Genomic DNA, 17,741 nt, shown 5'->3' on the forward strand with positions numbered 1-17,741 from the left:
CTATGGCTTGATGTGATATAGCTTGTGCACGATTGCCCAGTTGCCGTCGCGCTCCAGCAAGGACAAGTATTCGCTAAAATCCATGCCGTCGAAACTCGTCGTCAGCTTCACGGACGCGCTGTCGCCTTCCTTGTCGATGCCGAGGATTTCGAAGACGGGGTCGTGATCGGGCAGGCCGCGTTCGCTTTTCCGTATCTGCTCGGCGAAGTCCTCCAGTGAAAGCCATTCCGTTTCACCCTGGAACGTCCCGACGATGCTGGCGCGCGGATCGAAAACATCACGCATCAGGCCCTCATCCGCATAGGCCATGGCGTGCACATAATCCGTCACTGTCTGGGTAATGGTTTGCGGCATCGGATCGTCCCTCCCTTCAGATCCAAAAGCCAAGCTTACACCCGTTGGAGCCGTTCCACCATAAGCACCGTAAAACCTGCGGGTTGCACGGTTTTCCGCATGGGTAGGCAGCTTGGCCCGGCGTGTTTTGCCATGACTTTCCACAATTTTGTCCCGCCCGTGATTATAGTCGCCATGGGTCCGACAAATTTGAGGATCAAGGGCTTTTGCGCCGGCGCGGGGGTGCCGCGCGGGCGGAATTCGCTTATGATCTGTGCGCGAGCCGCACGGGGGTGGCGTATGGCATGCGGTAACAGTTTGCGTTTGAAGGTGTTTTAGTGATCGATCCCTATGTTTTGCTTGGCGTGGAGCGTGATGCCGACGAGGCGGCGATCAAGTCCGCTTACCGGAAGGTGGCGAAAGCCGCCCATCCCGACAGCGGGGGCGATACCGACCAATTCGCACGCCTGCAAACCGCTTACGAGCTTTTGAAGGATCCGGTGCGCCGCAAGGTGTTCGACGATACCGGTTACGATCCGCAGCTTGCCGATGCCAAGGACCTCAAAGGCCTGCTGATGCTGGAAACTCTGGTCAACGAATTCATTCTGGACGAGCGCGAGCCCGGCAGCTTCGACCCAGTGGCCGCCATGCGCCGCAAGCTGACCGACGATATCCTGAAAAGCCGCTTTCACATTCTGGAACTGGAGCGTCACCGCACGCGGGTGCGCAAACATATGGACCGGCTGGGCAGAAAGCCGGAGACCGATGTTTTGAGTTCCATGTTGCGTGCGCGCAGCCAGTCCATCGCCGAAGCCATCCGCAATGCGGAAGCGCAGATAGAGGCGATCGAGCAGGCCTATACGATGCTGGAAGGCTATTCCTACGAGCTGGAGAGCATACCGCTCTCCGAACCGCTGCTGAAAGGCGAGGCGGCGGAATAGCCGTTTCTCCCTGGAGTTCTCAGGGACCGTTGACGAGCGCCAGAATGAGCTGATGCACGCGGCCACCGGGCGAAAGCTCGTCCCGGTCGAAATCGCGTCCGCGTTGGCGCTGCTCGTTGGATAGCTCACCAAGCCGTTGTTGAAGGACAACGCGCACTTTCTGGCATTTCGGATCGTTTTCCGCTCTCAGACCGGTGCTGAATGCCTCGATCTTCTGCACCATGTCGAGAATGTGCTCGCCGTGAACGCGCTCATGGGTTTCCACACCGGAAATGAAGGTTTTCCAGCTGGCGGCGACCGCGGGAGGCAATCTGGCCGGCGCTTTCGGCCAGGTATAGATGATTGTGAGATTGGGCTTGGCGGTGGCCAGTACGCAGGCACCGTCCGGTTGCGGACGATAATCGCGCCGCCATGTCAGCTTGAAGGTGGTGTGGGCGATGGCCTGCACACCGGCGGTCGGGCCGCGCTCGCCTATGGACTGGTAAAGCGCTCCGCCCGTATCACCGCTGATCGCATAGGTTTTTATCTGCTCGGCTGGTTTCCAGCCGGCTGACTGTGCTGACAGCGGAAGGGTGCTCAGCAATATCGTCACAGCGCTTATGGTGAGGGAAGAGAGAGTTTTGGTGGGCACGCATCGATCCTTGGTGTCTTGCGCGCCGAAGATAGGCGAGAGCCGGGCTGCTAGGCAAGCGCCGTGAGAGAGGGATTGTCGGATACTGCGCCGAAATTCCACACACGAAAAACCCCAGCGACAGATCGCGGGGGTCAAGCTTGCGACTGCAGGGGAATCAGTCGTCCAGCTTGTCGTAGTCGAGCTTCGGTGCGTTCTGCAGCGCTTCCTTGGTGGTATCGACATAGGCCTTCCAGGTGCCGTTGTCGTTGTGGACTGCAACCGAGGCCGGGTCGAGCACCACATAGCTCTTGTCGATGCCGAGGAAACCGCCGACGCTGGCAACGAGGCCGATCACCGATTTGCCATCGCCGATGACGACATCCTCGATTTCGCCGATGTTTTCGTTCTGGGCGTTATAGATATCCAGACCGTCGAGCTGGGAGGCGGTGAGGTCGGTTTTCTGGACATTGACGAACTTCAGCGGGCCGTTAGCCTTGGTGCCCATGGTGATGCCGGGACCGGACAAAGTCGCATCGGCGCCAACAGCAGGCGCAGTCGCAGCCGTCTGGGCAAAAGCCACGGAAGAGGAGAGGGCTGCTGCGGCAGCGAGAGCGATGACGTTGATTTTCATGATGTTTCTTCCCTTTGTATGCTGAACGTTTCGTTCGGGGAAGAAACGGTGAAGGCCGGATTTGGTTCCGCGTGGGAGCGCAGGAAATTTTGGTTTATGCTGGTAGCGGGAGCACTGGCACGCAAAATCGGGAGGACATTATGGCAAGAAACACTGACAGCAAGGAAGCGGAGGAGAATGCACCGTCGGCTCTCATCGATCAAAAGATCGCGGAGCTTGGCGACTGGCGTGGCGAGACGCTTGCGCGCATCCGGGCGCTGATAAGGAAGGCCGATCCGGATGTGAAGGAGGAGGTTAAATGGCGCGGCGTGCCCGTCTGGGAACATGCCGGTATCATCTGCACGGGCGAAACCTACAAGACAGCCGTGAAGATGACGTTTGCGAAGGGCGCATCGCTTGAAGGCCCGGCCGGCCTGTTCAATTCGAGCCTTGAGGGCAATACGCGGCGCGCCATCGACTTTCACGAGGGAGATGAGATCGACGAGGAGGCACTGGTAGCGCTGATCCGCGCGGCGGTGGCGTTAAATGTGGCGGGGAAGGCTGGAAAGAAACGCACGGGGAATAAGGCTGGGTAATCGAGTAGGCAGTCAATCTTTCCCAACGTCCGTTGCCTTGTCCCATTCCCCATCGATGAACTTCAGCGCGTCGATAATTGACACTTTCCACACTGACCAGACGTGATCGCCATCGGTGATCCGCAATTCGGATTTACGATTGTCGGCCTGAAGCGTTTCGTGCAGGGCGATCGCGCCGCGCCAAAGGAAGAAGCCGTCGTCGTCGCCAACTGTCAGATAGGTGGCGGGCAATTCTTGGCTTTCGGCGACGTGCTGTGCAACAAGGGTGAAGACGTTCTTCTCATTGAAAAGTCTGGCATCGAAGGGCGTGCCGAAGGCGCCGGAGAAGTGATCGCCGGTGGAGGGCAGCACGATGCCGCTGGTGACGGTAGTGCGGTCGACGCGGTGGAAGAAGGCGCTGTCCTGAATGAGCTTGAGTTCCGCGGGCGTTTTGTCGAGATCGGAGGCGGGCACGTTCTGCCAGATCGCGCCGGACAGGCTGGCGACTGCGCCATAGAGGTCTTCGTGGCCATAAGCCAGATGCAATGCGCCGAAACCGCCCATGGACAGCCCGGCGATGGCACGCCCTTCGCGATCTTTTCGCACCGGCAGCGTTTTTTCCACTTGATGGCGCAGATCGCCCGTCAGGGCCGTCTCGTAATCGCCGGGACCACCGACAGCGGCCGAATCCACATACCAACTGTTTTTAACGCCTGGCATGACGACAACCAGCGGGCGGATGGCGCCAGCCGCAATCAGCGTGTCCAGCGTCTTTTCGATATTGCCGAGATCCCGCCAGCTGTTCTGGTCACCATCATGGCCGTGCAGGAGATAAAGCACCGGCCAGCCGTTTTCCGGCGGCGTGCCATCCGGTCGGTAGATGTTGACGGGCAGCGGTGCGTTCAGTGCGGCGCTGTGGAAGGTGGCGTCCTCAATCTGCCCGGCAAGGACTGGGCTTGAGAAAAAGACGAGGCATAAGGCCGCCAGATTTTTTCGATGCATGCGGTGTCTATCCAGATTGCGCCGTTGCGCGTCAGCGACCGGGACGGCCGGTCTTCCCCTTCGTCCGGCTTTTGCGCTTCTGTTCGCCGGCATCCTCATAGGAACCCGCTCCGATCTTGCCGCGCACGAGGGGGCGGGGATCGTCCTTGGTTCGCTCAGGCTGGCCTTCCATGAGCGGTGAGAAACGTTTGCCGGTTTCCGTCTCGGGTTTGCCGGGAACTTCGCCACGCACCGGCTTCTCGGTGCGGCCAACGGTCATCTCGTCCAGCGTGTTCCTGCGGAACAGCGGCTTGCCCGTGTCCGAGCCGGGACCCATTTCGTCCAGCGAAGGTTTGGCGAAGAGAGATTTTCCACTTTCGTTTGCGGAAGCGGCACCGTCCTCTGTCCCGCCGGATATATCTTCCGCAAGAGGGGAGATCGACCCGTTGCGGGCGCTCGTTTCTTTTTTCTTGCTTCTGCCGCCACCCTCAAGCGATTTCGCCTCTTCCTTCGCCATAGGGTCGTCCATGACGGCGAGTTCGGTGGCCTTGAGGCGCTTGATTTCGTCTCGCAGGCGGGCGGCTTTTTCGAAGTCCAGATCGGCTGCGGCATCGCGCATGGATTTTTCCAGCGCGTTGAGATGGGACTGCAGATTGTTGCCGACCAGATGGCCGCCATCGGCGAAGCCTTTGCCGGAAACGCCTGAAATATCGGCCCTTACGTGATCACGCTCATAAACTGAATCAAGAATATCGGAGATCTTCGCCTTGACCGATTCCGGCGTGATGCCGTGTTCGGCGTTATAGGCCATCTGCTTTTCGCGGCGGCGGGAGGTTTCCTCCATCGCCCGCTTCATCGAGCCGGTGATGTTGTCGGCATATAGGATGACCTTGCCGTCGACGTTACGGGCGGCGCGGCCGATGGTCTGGATCAGCGAAGTTTCCGAACGCAGGAAGCCTTCCTTGTCGGCATCGAGGATCGCGACGAACCCGCATTCTGGAATATCGAGGCCTTCGCGCAGAAGGTTGATACCGACAAGCACGTCGAAGGCACCAAGGCGCAGGTCGCGGATGATCTCGATGCGTTCCAGCGTGTCGATATCCGAGTGCATGTAACGCACGCGAACGCCCTGTTCGTGCAAATATTCGGTCAGGTCTTCAGCCATGCGCTTGGTCAGCACGGTGCAGAGCGTGCGGTAACCCTTAGCGGCGGTCTCGCGAATTTCGCCGAGGACATCGTCCACCTGGCTGCGGGCGGAGCGCACCTCGACCGGTGGATCGATGAGTCCTGTCGGGCGGATGACCTGTTCGGCGAAGACGCCGCCGGCCTGTTCCATTTCCCACGAGCCGGGGGTGGCCGAAACCGCGACCGTCAGCGGCCGCATCGCATCCCATTCCTCAAAGCGCAACGGGCGGTTATCCATGCAGGAGGGAAGGCGGAAGCCATATTCGGCCAGCGTCGCCTTGCGCCTGAAGTCGCCGCGATACATGCCACCGATCTGGCTAACCGAGACGTGGCTTTCGTCAATAAAAAGCAGCGCATTATCAGGGATATATTCAAACAGCGTCGGCGGCGGCTCACCGGGATTGCGGCCGGTTAGATAACGCGAATAGTTTTCGATACCGGCGCAGGAGCCGGTCGCCTCCAGCATTTCGATGTCGTAACGCGTGCGCTGTTCCAGCCGCTGGGCTTCCAGCAGACGTCCCGCCTTTTCCAGCTCGGCGAGGCGGACCCTCAGCTCTTCCTTGATCGACTTGATCGCGCCGTTCAGCGTCGGGCGCGGGGTGACATAGTGCGAATTGGCGTAGATCTTGACGGATTGCAGATCGCCGGTTTTCTGGCCGGTCAGCGGGTCGAATTCGGTAATGGAATCGATTTCGTCGCCGAACATCGAGATGCGCCAGGCGGCATCCTCAAGGTGGGCAGGGAAGATTTCGATGGTATCGCCGCGCACGCGGAAGGAGCCGCGCTGGAAATCCATGTCGCGGCGCTTGTATTGCTGGGCCACAAGGTCGGCCAGAAGCTGGCGCTGGTCCAGCCGGTCGCCCACCTGCATCTGGAAGGTCATGGCGGTATAGGTTTCCACCGAGCCGATACCATAGATGCAGGAAACCGAAGCGACGATGATGCAGTCGTCGCGTTCCAGCAGCGAGCGGGTGGCGGAGTGGCGCATCCGGTCGATCTGTTCGTTGATCGAGGATTCCTTCTCGATGAAGGTGTCGGAGCGCGGCACATAGGCTTCCGGCTGATAATAATCGTAATAAGAGACGAAGTACTCTACCGCATTGTCGGGGAAGAAGTTCTTGAACTCGGAATAGAGCTGCGCGGCCAGCGTCTTGTTGGGCGCAAGGATGACGGCCGGGCGCTGGGTTGCCTCGATCACCTTGGCCATGGTGAAGGTTTTGCCGGAGCCGGTGACGCCGAGCAGGACTTGGCTGCGCTCGCCGGAATTGATGCCTTCCACGAGATCGGCAATCGCCGTCGGCTGGTCGCCTGCCGGTTGATACTCCGAGTCCATGCGGATTGTAACGCCGCCTTCGGATTTCGGCGGACGCGCCGGCCGGTGCGGCGTCCACATCTTGCCGTCCTTGAACAGCGGATTGCCGCTCTCGATAAGCGCCGATAGTGCCTCAACGGTGGCGGTGACGGCACCCGGTGCAAGATTGGCCGCCTCCTCCAGGGAAACGTCCATGCCAGCCACGGGATTGAGACCGGCGGCGGCGCGGGTTTTTGGATCGCTCGACGCGCCGATGGAAACGCCGCGCGCTGTCTTGGAAGCCGTGGTGTTTTTAGCCGTTTTGTTGGCCGCTTTTTCCGCTTCCTTGCGCGCTTCGATCTCGATCTTCTTGCGGTGCTTGCCAGCTTTCGAGGCGACTTCGCGCTGGGTCTCCACCGAGCCGGCTTCGGCTTCCGCCTCGAGCTGCTTTACCCAATCGGCAACGCTGCCGCTGAGCGGCGCGCCTTCGAACGACGATTGCGGAGCTTCCTCGAAGCCGGAATTCGAGGGTTTGGAATTTTTGGGTGATCTGGCCATGCGCGAAATATGGAGGGAGTCACGCGCAAAGGGAAGGGGAGGCCAAGAAAAAATGAGTACAAAAAGGAAACGAAGCGCGGGGAACAAAATTTGGCCGGATACGTTGCATAGCGGCCGAATACGCTTTGATAGAAACCGGTTCCGTTTCATACGGCGGTAAGTTAAAGCAAAGACAAAAATTACGGTTGCGTTTTCAAACTGCCTTTCGTGACATCCCTCCCTTCTTCATTCAGGAACAATCATGCCGTTCTCGATCAGCCCTGCCCACATCTGGCCTGTCCTGATGCTCATCGTCTCCAATGTTTTCATGACTTTCGCCTGGTATGGGCATCTCAAGCATAAGGGCAGCGCACTATTCCTTGCGATTGTCGCAAGCTGGGGCATCGCTTTCTTCGAATACATGCTCGCAGTCCCCGCGAACCGCATGGGATCGGAGGTCTATTCGACCGCGCAGCTCAAGACCATTCAGGAAGTTATCACGCTTGCGGTCTTTGCGCTGTTCTCGGTCTTCTGGCTGAAGGAAAGCATCACGATCAACCACGTGATCGGTTTTGCGCTCATCGCTTTCGGCGCTTCCTTCATCTTCCGCTCCTGATCGCCACAGGGCCTTTCTATTGCCGTGGCGGACAGGTTTCGCCACGGCACGAGGAACGGTGTTACGATCCCGTTCCACCATTGGCATAGTCCAACCGCGCCGTACAAATGCGGACGTGGTTCTCGTCCGCCCACTGCACCAGCAATTGCATCGGCACCAGAAACGAACGGCCGAGATTGGTCAGTTCGTATTCCACGCGCGGCGGCACCTGCGCATAGAGCGTGCGGCGAATGAAACCGTCTTCCTCAAGCCGTTTCAGCGTGCGTGACAACATCTGCTTGGAAATATCGTCGATCTTGCGGTTCAGTTCGTTGAAACGCAGCACCCCGCCCTGAAGCGCTTCCAGAACCAGCAGGCTCCATTGATCACCGATGCGATCCAGCACGTCGCGGATGGGGCAGGGCTGGTCGAAGGCGAAGATTTCCTTGGTTTGCGTATCCGGCATTTTCCCTGCTCTTTCCATTTTCGTACCCTTTCAGGTCATCGCCGCGTGACCTGATCAGCGTCGGCTGACTTCTTGCAGCCGGGGCTGCGATACCATAGCTTCCCCTGGCGGTCTATTATCTAGACCTATAACGATGCCTATAAAGGAAAAAGCCATGGCTAAAATCGCGCTCATCGGAGCCTCCGGCAATGCCGGATCCCGTATTCTGAAGGAACTTTCCGACCGGGGGCACCAGGTGACGGCGATCGCCCGCAACCCTGAAAAGATCGCCAGCCTGCCGAACGTAGTGGCAAAAAAGGGCGATGTCTTCGATCAGGCAGGGCTTTCGGAACTGCTTAAGGGTCACGATGCCGTGATCAGCGCCGTGCACTTCACTGCGAGCGATCCGGTGACGCTGATCGAGGCCGTCCGTGCCTCGGGCGTTTCCCGTTATCTCGTCGTGGGTGGCGCCGGCAGCCTTGAAATTGCGCCGGGCCAGCGCGTGGTTGACCTGCCGGACTTCCCGGCCGCCTACAAGGCCGAGGCGACCAAGGGAGCGGAGTTTCTGGACCGTCTGAAAGGGGAAAGGCAGCTCGACTGGACCTTCCTGTCGCCATCGGCCGAATTCGTGCCGGGGGAAAGAACGGGCAAATTCCGTATCGGCAAGGACAGCCTTTTGAGCAACGAAGCTGGCAGCCGCATTTCCTTTGAAGACTACGCCATCGCGCTTGTCGATGAAATCGAAAAGCCGCAGCATTCCCGCCAGCGTTTCACCGTCGGTTACTGAGAGGTCTCATCCATGAATTTCATGACACGTCGTCTTGCCATCGCTGCTCTTGCCCTCGCGCCCGCGCTGATGGCCGCGCCCGTTCTGGCGGAAACCGCCAAGCGCGATCTGGTTCAGGAAGAAGCCAACCGCAAGCTGGTGATCGATTTTTACGACATCGTCTTCAACAAGCACGAGGTGGCGAAGGGCGCTGCCGTCATCGTTGACAGCTACAAGCAGCACAATCCGATGGTGCCTGATGGCAAGAAGCCATTCGTCGACTATTTCACCGGCTTCTTCAAGGAAAACCCGCAGGCGAAATCCCGGATCGTGCGCAGCGCCACGGATGGAGATCTGGTTTATCTGCACATCCATTCCACGGATAAAGAGGGTGCTCGCGGAGCCGCCATCGTCGATATTTTCAGGGTCACCGACGGCAAGATTACCGAACATTGGGACGTGATCCAGCCGGTTCCGGAAAAGGCTGCAAACAATAATACGATGTTCTAGAGCATTTCCAGTAAAAGTGCGTAGCGGTTTTACGTCCGGAAAATTCGTAGAAACAAACAGTTAGAGCACGTCAAACGATTCTGTTTAAACAGGACGTGCTCTAAGGCCAAGCTTCTGCCAACCGCCCGGAATTCAGAAGGGCACGGCCGGGGGATATCTCCCGGCCGTGTTTTTTGTCAGGCAGCGCGTTGCTTTTCGCGGGACTGCACGATCAGATCCAGAACAAGCATCACCAGCAGGCTTGCGCCGACCAGCGGGAACAGGATGCCACCGATGGCGAGCAGCGCCAGCAGGCCGCGCAAGACGCGTTTATCCTGCGGCAATGGTGGCACGCCGAGTGAACCTCTGGGGCGTCGTTTCCACCACATGATGCCGGCGGAGACGGCAAGCAGGACGATGCCGACACAGGCTGCCAGCAACACGATCTGGTTGGCGAGGCCGAATTGTTGGCCCATATGCACGTTGATCCCCCATTCCAGCGCCTTTCCAAGCGGACCGTAGTCGGAATAGCTCATGTCGATCAGCGGTTTGCCGCTATATTGATCGAGATGGACGACGCGCTGCTTTGAAAGGTCGTCGGGATAGACGGAGCCGCTATAGACGCCTGTCGATTTGGTCGGCAGCACGACGGTATAACCAGGGGCAAGACCGAGCCCGTCGAAACGCGCGATGGCCGCATCTATTCCGATTGGTTGCCCGGTGGCGGATGCGGAGGATTCCGGGATTTTCGCCTGCTCCAGTGACCAGCTGGTCTTGGCCATGTGATCGAGATGTTCGCCGGACATTGGAACATCGGTCCGCACGCCTGCCGGATATCCGAAATTGCTGCCATTTGCCCATTCGTTGACCTTGGCGCCCCACACGCCCGACCAGGGCATTCCGGTGACTGCTAGAAATACGATGAAAAAGCCGACGAAAATGCCGGTGACGGCATGGGTATCGCGCCAGAAGACGCGTTTTTTCGGCGTGCCGCGCACGGTCAAGACACCGCCGCTCTGCTTCCTAGGCCACCACAGATAGATGCCGGTGGCGACGAGCAGGATGGACCAGCCGGCGGCGATCTCGATCAGATAGCGGGTATAGGCGCCGAAATATTTCAGGCTGTGGATGTAGCGGATCGTCCACATGATGGTGCCACGATCCGGCAGCGAACCGGCAACCTGCCCGGTATAGGTGTTGACGTAGACGGCGCGTTTCCCTTCGGCCGTACTGACGGTAATTTCCGTCGAGGCACCCGGATCGCCTGGCGTGGTGTATTTCACAGCAGTGCCGGGAACGGCCGCAACGGCTGCGGCGAGAATATCGGAGGGGGGTGCTTTCGGCACGTTCTGCGCCACTTCGATGCGCTTCAGGTCCGAATGAATGAAATTGTCGAATTCGTCCCGGAACAGATAGAGCGCACCGGTGACGGCCAGCGATATCAGAAAGGGCAGTACAAAAAGGCCAGCGTAGAAGTGCCAGCGCCATACGGCGCGGTACAGGTTGACGGACGAGGATTGCGCAGGCGCGCGCTCGCCCTCGAAAGAGGTCGTAACGGACATGGATGTCTCCGCAGAAAAGTTGATTTTCCGGCAGGGCCGGATCGCTCTTCACATTTGCAGAGAGGGAGGCGGTGCGCGTGGGCGCGATTCCAGATTGGGTGGTGGCGGAGGCAATGCCGTGTCGCGGTCGAGAAAGTCGACTTCGACGACCCGGACGATCCCGTCCGCACGCTCCACGGGAGTAACGGGAAGAGCGGCGATGGTAACGGAGGCCAGACGGCAGAGCGTGCCGCAGCAATTGTCGGCGAGCTTGCCCGCAGGGTTGGAGGCCGGGTTCGGTTTGCCCGAACCGCCTTCGGGCATGTGGCTGGAACAGATGATCTCACCGGTCGCCAGCGCGGCTGAGGCCATATTGCCGCTGGTCAGGCCATTCACGAGCCCTTGCAGGAGAAAAAGCAGGACCACCAGCGTGGCGATGGCGCCAGCCGAACTTCTGTCTTGCATTATCCTGCGAATGAATCCCATTGCAGCGAAATGCCATATTTATCGGGCCGTGTCACCGCGACACGATGGCGAAAGACGAGGCCTGTTTTCAATTATCACCCGGCGTCGGGATGGGAATGTTCAGGCCAGCAGGTCGTAGGTCCGGAATATCCAGACTACCTGATAAATCAGGGCGAAAATGATGAGAAACCTGTGAAAGCGTCGGTTGCCGATGAAAGCCGCCAGTGTGAACAGAACAACGTAAATAGCTGTGCGGATGAGATATTCAGCGCCCAGCGAGGAGAGGTAGTCCTGTCCCTTCAGCAGCGTATCGCCGATATCCGTGACGAAAAGTGCGGCTAGAAACGCAAAGAACCAGCTTTTACGGGAAAAGAAATAGTCCTCGTATCCCTTGTATTCCTTCATGTCTGAGGGGAACAGCAACACGCACAGGAAATAGAACAGCGAGCAGAACAGGATCAGGAACAGGAACGCGCCGAAGCCGAGGACGTGGCTGGTGGCGGAAAGCCGGTGTTCCCACCACCAGAAATGCACGAGCATCAGAAACAGGAACGCCACCCAGCCGATATGCAGGGGATAGATGCGCTCCTTCTTGGGATGCTGCACGAAACCGGCAAGGCCGGTCAGCAAGCGGGCGAGGCTGAGGCCGACCACCATGCCCATGACGGCGCGGATATGCGCATAGGCTTCCGCGGCGTTGACGGCGGCCTCCATCGCACCCTACTCCGTCGGAGGGATGGGCGTCGGTTGCCCGTTTTCGTCCATCGCCACCATGATGAACGTTCCGGCAGTGACTTTTTCCAGCTTGTCGTAACGGGAGCGCTGCGCCCAGGCCTCAACCGTCAGCGTGATGGAGGTGCGGCCGAGCCGGGCGATATCGGTGTAGATGGACAGCGTGTCGCCGATCTTCACCGGCAACTCGAAAGCCATTTCCTTGACCGCTGCAGTGACCACGCGACAGCGAGACCGCTCCGCGGCGCGGATGCCGCTGGCCAAGTCCATCTGGGACATGACCCAGCCGCCGAAAATATCACCGGCCGGATTGGCGTCGGCCGGCATTGCTAGCGTCCGCAGCGTCAGCTCGCCGGTCGGTTTGATGGGCAGGTCGGTCATGTCGAGATTTGCTCCTTGCGAATGTCAAAGGCGCAGCATGCGTTGCGCTTTGTGATTTCGCAAGGAAGGGTAAGCGTCAGGACGACGCTTTGCCCAGAAATTGCTGCGTTGCATAAAGGGCAATGGCCGCCGCATTCGATACGTTGAGCGATTTGATCTCGCCCGGCATATCGAGACGGGCGAGCGCCGAAACGGTTTCGCGGGTCTTCTGGCGCAGACCCTTGCCTTCGGCTCCCAGCACCAGGGCGATCTTTGCGCCGGTGAAGGTTTGCTCGATGGGGGCGGGGCCTTCCGAATCCAGACCGACCGAGAAGAAGCCAAGCTTGTGCAGCTCGCCCAATGTATCGGCAAGGTTGGTGATCTGGATATAGGGAATGAGTTCCAGTGCGCCGGACGCAGACTTCGCAAGCACGCCTGACTCCGTCGGGCTATGGCGAATGGTGGTGATGACGGCGCCGGCGTTGAAGGCGACCGCCGAGCGCATGATGGCGCCGACATTGTGCGGGTCGGTAACCTGATCGAGCACGAGGATCAGCGGGCTTTTCTTCAGCGCGTCGAGTTTCTTGACCGGAAGCGGCCTGGTTTCCAGCATCACGCCCTGATGGATCGCCTCGGGGCCGAGCACCTTGTCGATATCCTGCGGTGAGACAATCTCTACCGGGAAGGGCTGCGCATCCGCTTCGCCGATATCCAGACGCGCAAAGGCATTCAGGGTAACCGACAGCTTGATGAGTTGCCGTTCAGGATTGGAAAGCGCCGCACGCACGGTATGCAGGCCGTAAAGATGGACCTGATCCGGCGCAAGCTGCGGCGGCTTCCAGTCTTCCGCGCCACGATTCCGGCGCTTCGGCTGCTGCGGGGTCGGAATTTCGCCCCTCTCGCGTTTGGCATCGCGCACGGCACGGCGCAGGGTGGCGTAGTGCGTGTCGCGGGTGGATTTGTCGTTTGGATCGTCTTTGCTCATGGCGCCTTATATCTCCGGGATGCGACGCACACCAGCCCCCGCGATAATCCACAGGCCTGCAAAGAGGTTTGAATTTTTTCCCGAAAATTCGTGAAACGGCGTGTTGACAGAAGCGAACGAGGCCGTCATATACGCGCCACAGACGACGCAACGGCGCTTCGCCGGAGAGAAATCTGAAGAGCTTGGTTGCTCGATCCTAGCAGATAGCTGGAGGGATGCCCGAGTGGTTAAAGGGGACGGACTGTAAATCCGTTGGCTACGCCTACGTTGGTTCAAATCCAACTCCCTCCACCATTCTGCGCAGGATCAAAATCACCACCGCGGGTATAGCTCAATGGTAGAGCAGCAGCCTTCCAAGCTGAATACGCGGGTTCGATTCCCGCTACCCGCTCCAAAACTTCTCAACAAGATCGATAATCTTTGCCTCGCGCCGATGTGCAGCCTCTAACCAGAGTTGGCTGTTTTCAGCTCGCCTCCAAGGCCGACTGAATCCGCATTTTCTCTGCGTCGAGCTCGCTTAACCTCACCATATGCGCCGTAATTTTCTCAAAGATCGAGGTGCGATCCGCCGTCGACAGGCGTTCAGTGTGGCGCAGGGCAGTAATGACCTCGATCAGATCAAGTCGCTCTTGCTCAAGTTTTTCAAGATTCCACATCATCGCGTTTCCTCGCTGGCACGCGCTTCAAACAGCCAACCCGGATAAAGGTTCAGGTCAATAGAATTTAAAGTAAATTTTATCTTATTGGCTGGGACGCGGTGCGCTGCGGCACGGCTGAATCAATCCGGAGAACGACATTGCGTCCGTATGCCGGCGGCTGCCATATAGCTGTTGTCGGTCGGATGGTATGATGCGTAACGCGCTGCACACCATTTTACGTGGTTTATTTCCGATTCTGAGAGGGCGTAACCGTTGGATGACGCCTCTTCACCCTTGCCCGCGGCAAAGGCGGATGCGGGATAGCCGCGACCGTCGGAATTCTGCGCCTGCTCCTGTTGTTCGTAGGCCGGTTGTATGAGGCTCAGCGCACTGGCGGGCAAGGTAGAAGCGGTAGATATTGCGACGCCAAGAGCGAGCGCGGAGATAGTCTTCGGCATCCTCAACATCGATAAATCCTCGTTATTCGTTCGAGATGCTAACGAAAATTAAGGAATTTCGTTCCGATGCAGGGTTGACGTCACACGAATACGTGATTCGTTGGGCGGTGCTGGCCGTCGTTCGCGTGGCGAGGCGGAGATGCCCCTGGCGGCGGGCTGATTGTGGATATCGATGGTCACTGAGTGATGCAGCCCTCACCGCGAAAACGCCACGCCCGATGAGCACATTTTGCTCCCCGCCAATTCGACTTTCAGTGCTTGTTGCACTGCTCGTTGACAAGCGGAAAGTCCGGTCGGATAGTCTGCCGGCAATCATGCACACGGGAGTCTTCGATGATCAACAGGGTTGTAATTCTCTCATCCTTAGCGCTGCTCGCATCGGCGGCGTTCGTCTCCCCCGCAGCGGCGCTCACCATGAAAGAGTGCAGCGTGAAATACCAGGCGGCGAAAGCCGACGGGTCCGCGAAGGACGTCAAGTGGAACGACTATCGCGCCAAGTTCTGCGGTAGCGATGCTGCTGCCGAAAGCGCTGCCGACGACAAGCAAGTTGCGGCTACCACCGACAAAGAACCCGAAAAGGCGACGATAAAGGCTCCGAAGAGCGTCGTATTTCCGAGCGCTGTCGATAAGAAATATTCAAGCGAGACTCCTGGCAAGGCCCGCCTGAAGACCTGCGTCGATTCTTATCGTAAGAACAAGGATGACGGCACGCTCGGCGATCTCAAGTGGATTCAGAAGGGTGGCGGTTACTGGAGCCTGTGCAATACGGCTTTGAAGAGCTGACGCGCTTTTTTGGGGCGGCGGCTGATCGCCGTTGCCCCAGCAATGACGCGTCATCAGACATCATACCGAAGGACTTAATTTGTCGATTCGGTTGACCGGAGCGTGTCTGAGTCACGTCCAGAACGACGTGCGGTTTTTCCTGTGCTCTGCAAATCCTGCGGCAAGCGCGGCCCAGCGTTTTCACGCTTACCGGCGGGTTGATATTCACATGGTCAGGCAACCCCGGTTTCGGGCGGGTAAAATCTGCGAATGGTTTGCGATTCAGCATCTTGATAGAAAGAGTTGATCTTGCGGCTTGATCCGCATCCAGCAATCAAACGGTTACGGCTGTCCCTTGGCGGCTGGCCGGCAATGTGGGCGGATGACCAGACGATTTCGAAACTACCTCGCCGTACTCGCCATATCACTACTGATGTGGACGTTGGTGCTTGGCGTCATTTATTGGCTGTTTCAATAGGTCTTGCCGCAGCTTCAGAGCCGAAATGAACCCGCTTGAATGCATATGTTTGACGGCGTATCCACGACATGTCTTCGCGGCTGATATTCGGCAAATATTGCCAAAAAAGAATGGACATTGCCCCCGAAGGAGCGGCGGCAGGGCGGTTTTGGGAAACCTTGCCATGCCGCCGGTCAGCGTTGAATTGCGCGCAGCGCGTTCAGCCTAGAACGAGCGCTGTTAAGAGCGCCAGCAGGATTAGTGAGCTTGCAACAGCGCCCAGCTTCATCCTGCGAAGGCGGCGGGTGCGACCGCCGGTCCAGTCATAAGCCATTGGCAGCTTTACCTTTCTTTTTATTTTTATGACTTATTAACTAGCTCACTAGGCTTGCCCGTGGCTGACCTCAATTGCCAAAATCCATAGGCAAAAAATTACGATTTCCCTGTCTTATCCGAATGTTGCAGCGGACGCGGAGACCGATTCCCCTGTGCGCCGATTTCACCTGCGCGTGCGCTTGCAATGCTGTGCAGGCAAGGGTGCATTTGTGTGGGTATGAAAAGAAAAGGCCCGGAAACTCTCGTTTTCAGGCCTTTCGGGACGAATATGTGACTGCCAGTCTCAGCCGAAATAAGGCTTGATGTAGGGCAGGACTTCGATCACGCCGTGATACAGCATGTTGAGCGCCACATAGATGATGACCATCAGGCCAAGATACGAAATCCAGCGGTAGCGGTGCAGCAACTTGGCGACGAAATTGGCGGCCAGTCCCATGAGGGCGATCGAGACGACGAGACCGATAATCAGCACCGTGACATGGTCCTGCGCGGCACCGGCGACGGCAAGCACGTTGTCCAGCGACATGGACACATCGGCGATGACGATCTGGGTTGCGGCCTGAAAGAAGGTCTTGTGACCTTTGGTCAGGTCAGCCTCTTCGTCCGTCACCTCGTCTTCGATGGAGCCTGCGGCTTCGCGCAGTTCGGACCACATCTTCCAGCACACCCAGGCAAGCAGGAGCCCGCCGAAGAGTTGTAGCCCGACAATGGAGAGAAGCTGCACGGTGACGGCGGCAAAGCCGATGCGCAATACGGTGGCGGCGATGATGCCGACCAGGATCGCCTTGCGGCGAAGGTGGGCGGGAAGACCGGCGGCGGCAAGGCCGATGACGATTGCATTGTCGCCTGCGAGAACGAGATCGATCGCAATGACTTGCATGAATGCCGTGAAGCCGGCGGCTGTGAAGATTTCCATTGAGCGGTCCTGAAACGGATATAATTTCGCGCCGGAGAGCGCGGCTGATCAATATGTGGCATAGAGGTTTTGCGCCTGGGCGCATCGTCCCGCTCGCCCGTCTCCCCCCGGAGATGAAATTTCCTTAAGCCATGATGAGGGTCCAGGTAAAGAAGTTGTGATAAAGAAAAAGCTTATTTAACGATCCGATTGTGCGAAGAGGGGTACAGGCAGGGTCCCGTCCGTGCGTCCCGTCTGCCCGTCGCGTGGGAAGGCTGAGCCAGCTTTGAATATCGCGCGGAACGCACCATATATGCACCTTGAGGCGCGCCTTAGGCGTGCGCGACCGTGCTTTGACAATTAAGTCTTGCGCATTCGCTTACAAAGCCTTAAACGGCGACACCAAACCGGTTCGCCGGGAAAACTACTTCACGTTCACAGGAAGCAATTCACATGGCAAAGAGCAAGTTTGAGCGCAATAAGCCGCACGTCAACATTGGCACGATCGGTCACGTCGACCACGGCAAGACGTCGTTGACTGCTGCGATCACGAAGTATTTCGGCGAGTTCAAGGCGTACGACCAGATCGACGCTGCTCCTGAAGAAAAGGCTCGCGGCATCACGATCTCGACGGCGCACGTCGAATACGAAACGCCGAACCGTCACTACGCACACGTCGACTGCCCCGGCCACGCCGACTACGTGAAGAACATGATCACCGGTGCTGCCCAGATGGACGGCGCGATCCTGG

21 protein-coding genes and 2 tRNA genes are annotated in these 17,741 nt (G+C 58.4%); 9 read left to right on the forward strand and 14 right to left on the reverse strand.

Annotation, left to right across the window (positions count from 1 at the left end; genetic code table 11):
* A complete protein-coding gene (locus GH784_RS13210; RefSeq protein ID WP_003513050.1) occupies window positions 1–354 on the reverse strand; it encodes a nuclear transport factor 2 family protein in 354 nt (117 codons plus the stop codon).
* 317 nt (window positions 355–671) lie between these two features.
* On the opposite strand from GH784_RS13210, the gene GH784_RS13215 reads away from it, so the two are divergent.
* Complete coding sequence (locus tag GH784_RS13215; protein ID WP_013636453.1) at window positions 672–1,274, forward strand: J domain-containing protein; 603 nt, start codon at window positions 672–674, stop codon at window positions 1,272–1,274.
* 19 nt (window positions 1,275–1,293) lie between these two features.
* Here the strand turns inward: GH784_RS13215 and GH784_RS13220 are convergent, their stop codons facing one another.
* The gene (locus tag GH784_RS13220; RefSeq protein WP_065702384.1) at window positions 1,294–1,905 is read right to left on the reverse strand and encodes a DUF922 domain-containing Zn-dependent protease; all 612 of its coding nucleotides are present in this window, start codon (window positions 1,903–1,905) and stop codon (window positions 1,294–1,296) included.
* A gap of 157 nt (window positions 1,906–2,062) precedes the next feature.
* Complete coding sequence (locus GH784_RS13225; RefSeq protein WP_003513045.1) at window positions 2,063–2,518, reverse strand: PRC-barrel domain-containing protein; 456 nt, start codon at window positions 2,516–2,518, stop codon at window positions 2,063–2,065.
* Between the two features lie 140 nt (window positions 2,519–2,658).
* Here GH784_RS13225 and GH784_RS13230 point away from each other — a divergent pair, with 140 nt between their 5' ends.
* Entirely contained in the window at window positions 2,659–3,093 is a 435-nt protein-coding gene (locus tag GH784_RS13230; RefSeq protein WP_065702385.1) for a DUF1801 domain-containing protein, read from the forward strand.
* A 12-nt stretch (window positions 3,094–3,105) separates the two neighbouring features.
* Here the strand turns inward: GH784_RS13230 and GH784_RS13235 are convergent, their stop codons facing one another.
* Both GH784_RS13235 and uvrB read right to left on the reverse strand, forming a co-directional pair.
* Complete coding sequence (locus tag GH784_RS13235) at window positions 3,106–4,074, reverse strand: alpha/beta hydrolase (protein ID WP_065660775.1); 969 nt, start codon at window positions 4,072–4,074, stop codon at window positions 3,106–3,108.
* Between the two features lie 31 nt (window positions 4,075–4,105).
* Window positions 4,106–7,087 (reverse strand): excinuclease ABC subunit UvrB, encoded by a 2,982-nt coding sequence (uvrB, locus tag GH784_RS13240; RefSeq protein ID WP_065661532.1) that lies wholly within the window; start codon window positions 7,085–7,087, stop codon window positions 4,106–4,108.
* Between the two features lie 241 nt (window positions 7,088–7,328).
* On the opposite strand from uvrB, the gene GH784_RS13245 reads away from it, so the two are divergent.
* The gene (locus tag GH784_RS13245) at window positions 7,329–7,682 is read left to right on the forward strand and encodes a DMT family protein (RefSeq protein WP_003513041.1); all 354 of its coding nucleotides are present in this window, start codon (window positions 7,329–7,331) and stop codon (window positions 7,680–7,682) included.
* A 61-nt stretch (window positions 7,683–7,743) separates the two neighbouring features.
* On the opposite strand, the gene GH784_RS13250 is transcribed toward GH784_RS13245, so the two are convergent.
* Complete coding sequence (locus tag GH784_RS13250) at window positions 7,744–8,127, reverse strand: winged helix-turn-helix transcriptional regulator (protein WP_003513040.1); 384 nt, start codon at window positions 8,125–8,127, stop codon at window positions 7,744–7,746.
* Window positions 8,128–8,281: 154 nt separating this feature from the next.
* Here GH784_RS13250 and GH784_RS13255 point away from each other — a divergent pair, with 154 nt between their 5' ends.
* Both GH784_RS13255 and GH784_RS13260 read left to right on the forward strand, forming a co-directional pair.
* Window positions 8,282–8,893 carry an NAD(P)-dependent oxidoreductase gene (locus GH784_RS13255; RefSeq protein WP_065702386.1) on the forward strand — a complete coding sequence of 204 codons (612 nt, stop codon included), beginning with the start codon at window positions 8,282–8,284 and terminating at the stop codon, window positions 8,891–8,893.
* Window positions 8,894–8,905: 12 nt separating this feature from the next.
* Window positions 8,906–9,382 (forward strand): nuclear transport factor 2 family protein, encoded by a 477-nt coding sequence (locus GH784_RS13260; protein ID WP_153793475.1) that lies wholly within the window; start codon window positions 8,906–8,908, stop codon window positions 9,380–9,382.
* 176 nt (window positions 9,383–9,558) lie between these two features.
* Here GH784_RS13260 and GH784_RS13265 read toward each other — a convergent pair whose 3' ends face one another.
* The 5 genes from GH784_RS13265 to rlmB all read right to left on the reverse strand — a co-directional run bounded on the left by GH784_RS13265 (window position 9,559) and on the right by rlmB (window position 13,444).
* Complete coding sequence (locus GH784_RS13265) at window positions 9,559–10,923, reverse strand: PepSY-associated TM helix domain-containing protein (RefSeq protein WP_065702387.1); 1,365 nt, start codon at window positions 10,921–10,923, stop codon at window positions 9,559–9,561.
* 48 nt (window positions 10,924–10,971) lie between these two features.
* Complete coding sequence (locus GH784_RS13270; RefSeq protein WP_065702388.1) at window positions 10,972–11,388, reverse strand: DUF2946 family protein; 417 nt, start codon at window positions 11,386–11,388, stop codon at window positions 10,972–10,974.
* A 99-nt stretch (window positions 11,389–11,487) separates the two neighbouring features.
* A complete protein-coding gene (locus GH784_RS13275; RefSeq protein WP_065702389.1) occupies window positions 11,488–12,081 on the reverse strand; it encodes a hypothetical protein in 594 nt (197 codons plus the stop codon).
* Between the two features lie 6 nt (window positions 12,082–12,087).
* Window positions 12,088–12,480: an acyl-CoA thioesterase gene (locus GH784_RS13280; protein ID WP_003513034.1), complete on the reverse strand. Its 393-nt coding sequence runs from the start codon at window positions 12,478–12,480 to the stop codon at window positions 12,088–12,090.
* 76 nt (window positions 12,481–12,556) lie between these two features.
* Entirely contained in the window at window positions 12,557–13,444 is an 888-nt protein-coding gene (rlmB, locus tag GH784_RS13285) for a 23S rRNA (guanosine(2251)-2'-O)-methyltransferase RlmB (RefSeq protein ID WP_003513033.1), read from the reverse strand.
* A gap of 209 nt (window positions 13,445–13,653) precedes the next feature.
* Between rlmB and GH784_RS13290 the strand changes: the two genes are divergently transcribed.
* A tRNA-Tyr gene (locus tag GH784_RS13290) sits at window positions 13,654–13,738 on the forward strand.
* 26 nt (window positions 13,739–13,764) lie between these two features.
* A tRNA-Gly gene (locus GH784_RS13295) sits at window positions 13,765–13,838 on the forward strand.
* Between the two features lie 70 nt (window positions 13,839–13,908).
* Here the strand turns inward: GH784_RS13295 and GH784_RS13300 are convergent.
* Complete coding sequence (locus GH784_RS13300; protein ID WP_013636443.1) at window positions 13,909–14,103, reverse strand: hypothetical protein; 195 nt, start codon at window positions 14,101–14,103, stop codon at window positions 13,909–13,911.
* 119 nt (window positions 14,104–14,222) lie between these two features.
* Window positions 14,223–14,549 (reverse strand): BA14K family protein, encoded by a 327-nt coding sequence (locus GH784_RS13305; RefSeq protein ID WP_035251814.1) that lies wholly within the window; start codon window positions 14,547–14,549, stop codon window positions 14,223–14,225.
* 324 nt (window positions 14,550–14,873) lie between these two features.
* Between GH784_RS13305 and GH784_RS13310 the strand changes: the two genes are divergently transcribed.
* Complete coding sequence (locus GH784_RS13310; RefSeq protein WP_003513030.1) at window positions 14,874–15,323, forward strand: hypothetical protein; 450 nt, start codon at window positions 14,874–14,876, stop codon at window positions 15,321–15,323.
* Window positions 15,324–16,378: 1,055 nt separating this feature from the next.
* Here the strand turns inward: GH784_RS13310 and GH784_RS13320 are convergent.
* A complete protein-coding gene (locus GH784_RS13320) occupies window positions 16,379–17,011 on the reverse strand; it encodes a TerC family protein (protein WP_003513029.1) in 633 nt (210 codons plus the stop codon).
* 432 nt (window positions 17,012–17,443) lie between these two features.
* On the opposite strand from GH784_RS13320, the gene GH784_RS13325 reads away from it, so the two are divergent.
* A partial coding sequence (locus GH784_RS13325) for a GTP-binding protein (RefSeq protein WP_010023370.1) occupies window positions 17,444–17,741 on the forward strand: 298 nt, incomplete at its 3' end.

Source organism: Agrobacterium tumefaciens (genome assembly GCF_009649785.1).
In the GTDB taxonomy this organism is placed as follows: domain Bacteria; phylum Pseudomonadota; class Alphaproteobacteria; order Rhizobiales; family Rhizobiaceae; genus Agrobacterium; species Agrobacterium tumefaciens.